At 64.5% G+C, this 3071-nt stretch carries 2 protein-coding genes; both read right to left on the bottom strand.

The genetic code is table 11. The annotated features are described in order from the left end of the window. The coding region (locus EN749_RS33435) for an efflux RND transporter permease subunit (protein WP_128364768.1) at positions 1 to 2070 on the bottom strand (2070 nt) is incomplete at its 3' end. Positions 2071 to 2074: 4 nt separating this feature from the next. Beyond that, a partial coding sequence (locus EN749_RS33430; protein WP_128364767.1) for an efflux RND transporter periplasmic adaptor subunit occupies positions 2075 to 3071 on the bottom strand: 997 nt, incomplete at its 5' end.

The following is a 3071-nucleotide window of genomic DNA, read 5'->3' as shown; positions in this document are numbered from 1 at the left end:
ATCATGGCCGGCGCCGTTGACATCCTGCAAGTAGAAATCGAAGCCGTTGGTGTTGCCAAAACCCTGGATGGCGGGCGGGGCAAGCGCGAAGACCTGCGCATCCCTGATCTTGGAGAAGGCGCCCATGGCGCGGCGGGCGACCGCTTGCGCCGACAGGGCCGGTGATTTGCGCTGGCTGAATTCCTTCATCGGCACGAAAGCAATGCCGACATTCTGCCCGGCGCCGCCGAAGCCGAAGCCGGAAGCGGTGAAGACCCCTTCGACAGCGTCCTTTTCCTCCTTGAGATAGTGATCGGTCACTTCAGCCAGCACGCGCTCGGTGCGGTCCTGCGTCGCGCCGACCGGCAGCGACACGCTGGTGATCAGGATGCCTTGGTCTTCTTCCGGCAGGAACGAGCTCGGCAGCCGGGCAAACATCCAGCCCATGGCGATGACGATGGCGAGGAAGACGGCGAGGAAGCGCCAGGACCGGTTGATGATGCCGTGCGAGCCGTCGCGATAGGCCGTCGTGCCGCGGTCGAAGACGCGGTTGAACCAGCCGAACGGACCGGTCTGCGTCGCATGGTCCTTGGGCCGCCGCAGGATCGTGGCGCATAACGCCGGCGTCAGCACCAGGGCCACCAGCACCGACAGCACCATGGCCGAGACGATGGTTACCGAGAATTGCCGGTAGATGATGCCGGTCGAACCGCCGAAGAAGGCCATCGGCACGAACACCGCCGACAAAACAGTAGCGATGCCGACCAGCGCGCCGGTGATCTCGCCCATCGATTTTCGCGTCGCCTCCTTTGGCGACAGATCTTCCTCCTGCATCACGCGCTCGACATTCTCGACCACGACGATCGCGTCGTCGACAAGCAGGCCGATGGCCAGCACCATGGCGAACATGGTCAGTGTGTTGACCGAATAGCCGAAGAAGGAGAGCACGCCGAATGTGCCGAGCAGCACCACCGGCACGGCAATCGTCGGGATGATGGTGGCCCGCAGATTCTGCAGGAAGATGAACATCACCAGGAACACCAGCACGATCGCCTCGGCCAGCGTCTTGACCACCTCCTCGATCGACAGCCGCACGAAGGGCGAAGTGTCGTAGGGGTAGACGACCTCGACGCCCTGCGGGAAGGTCGAGCTCAACCGATTGATCGTCGTGCGCACCGCTTCGGCCGTGCTGATGGCGTTGGCGCCGGTCGCGAGGTTGATCGCGACACCGGCCGCCGGCTGGCCATTGTAGCGGGCCGCCGTCGTATAGCTTTCAGCGCCGAGCTCGACGGTGGCGACATCGTTGAGGCGAACCAGCGAGCCGTCGACCGTGCTCTTCAGGATGATGTTGCGGAACTGTTCGGCGGTCTGCAGCCGGCTCTTGGCCGTCACCGTGGCATTGAGCTGCTGGCCCTTGCGCGCCGGCAGGCCGCCGAGCTGGCCGGCAGAAACCTGCGTGTTCTGCGCCTCGATGGCGGTCGCCACGTCGCTCGGCATCAGGGCATACTTGGCGAGCTGGTCCGGATCGAGCCAGATGCGCATGGCATAGCCGGAGCCGAACAGCTGCGTCGAGCCGACGCCTTCGACGCGCTTCAGCGTGTCGTTGACGGTGGCGTCGACATAGTCGGCGAGATCGGTCGAGTTCATCTTGCCGTCGGTCGAGACGAAGCCGATGACCATAAGGAATCCGGTCGAGGATTTGGAGACGGTGATGCCATTGCTCTGCACCACCTGCGGCAGCTGCGACTGCACCAGCTGAAGCTTGTTTTGCGTCTGCACCTGGGCGGTGTCGGGATCGGCTGCGGTGGTGAAGGTCAGCGTGATCGTCGCCGCTCCGGTCGAGGTCGAGGTCGCCGTCATGTAGTCGAGATTGTCGATGCCGGTCATGCCTTGCTCGATGACCTTGGTCACCGAATTCTCGACGGTCGACGCATCGGCACCCGGATAGGTGGCGCTGATGTTGACGGTGGTTGGCGCGATCTGCGGATATTGCGAGATCGGCAGTGAGGTGAGCGCCAGAAGCCCGCCCAGCATGATCACGATGGCGATCACCCAGGCGAAGATCGGCCGGTTGATGAAGAATACGGACATCGCCTCAGTTCCCGGCCGCGGCGGCAGGCGCCGGTTTGGCAGCGTTGGACGCGGCCGGTGCGGCGGACGTGCCCTGCCCGCGATCCTTGACCTCGCCGGTCGTCTCGTCGATCGTCACCTCAACGCCCGTCGCATCGCCGCCGGGGCGCACCAGCTGCATGCCCTCGACAATGACACGATCGCCGTCGCCGACACCCGAATCCACCAGCCAGTTGTTGCCGACGCTGTTGCGCACCGCGAGCACCCGCGTCTCGACCTTGCCCTGCGCATTGATGACCATGGCCGTGGCCTCACCCTTGGTGTTGCGGCTGACGGCGCGCTGCGGCACCAGGAAACTGTTCTGGGCAACGCCCTCCTCGACCAGCGCCCGCACATACATGCCGGGCAGCAGCAAGCGATCGGGATTGGGGAATTCGGCCCTGAGCGCGAAGGTGCCGGTGGTCTGGTCGACATTGGCGCCGGCGAATTCCAGCTTGCCGGTCTGCGTGTAGATGGTGCCGTTCTCGAGCTTCAGCTTGACGCTGACATTGGGGCCGCTGAACTTCAGCCGCCCTTCCGAGATCGCCTGGCGCAGATTGAGCAGGTTGGTGCTCGATTGCGTGACGTCGACATTGATCGGATCGAGGGCACGGATGGTGGTCAGCACAGTGTCCTGGTTGGCGGTCACCAACGCGCCGGGCGTCAGCGTGGACTTGTCGATGCGGCCGGCGATCGGCGCCGTGATCGAGGTGCGGTCGAGACTGATGCGCGCCGTCTCGGCGCTGGCCTTGGCCGAGGCGACATCGGCTTGCGCCTGCGCCAGCGTGGCGGCGGCATCGTCATAATCCTGTTTGGAAACAACGTTCTGTTTCAAAAGCCCTGCATAACGGTCGAACTTGGCCTGCGCAGTCGGCACCGCCGCTTGCGCCTTCTGCTGGGCGGCGACCGCGCTGTCATAGGCTGCCTTGTAGCTTGCCGGGTCGATCAGGTAGAGCGGCTGTCCCGCAGCAACTTCGCTGCCC

Source organism: Mesorhizobium sp. M7A.F.Ca.ET.027.02.1.1 (genome assembly GCF_004022985.1).
Taxonomy (GTDB): domain Bacteria; phylum Pseudomonadota; class Alphaproteobacteria; order Rhizobiales; family Rhizobiaceae; genus Mesorhizobium.
The sequence above is the reverse complement of the archived record's forward strand: the minus strand, read 5'-3'. Positions and strand labels throughout refer to the sequence as shown.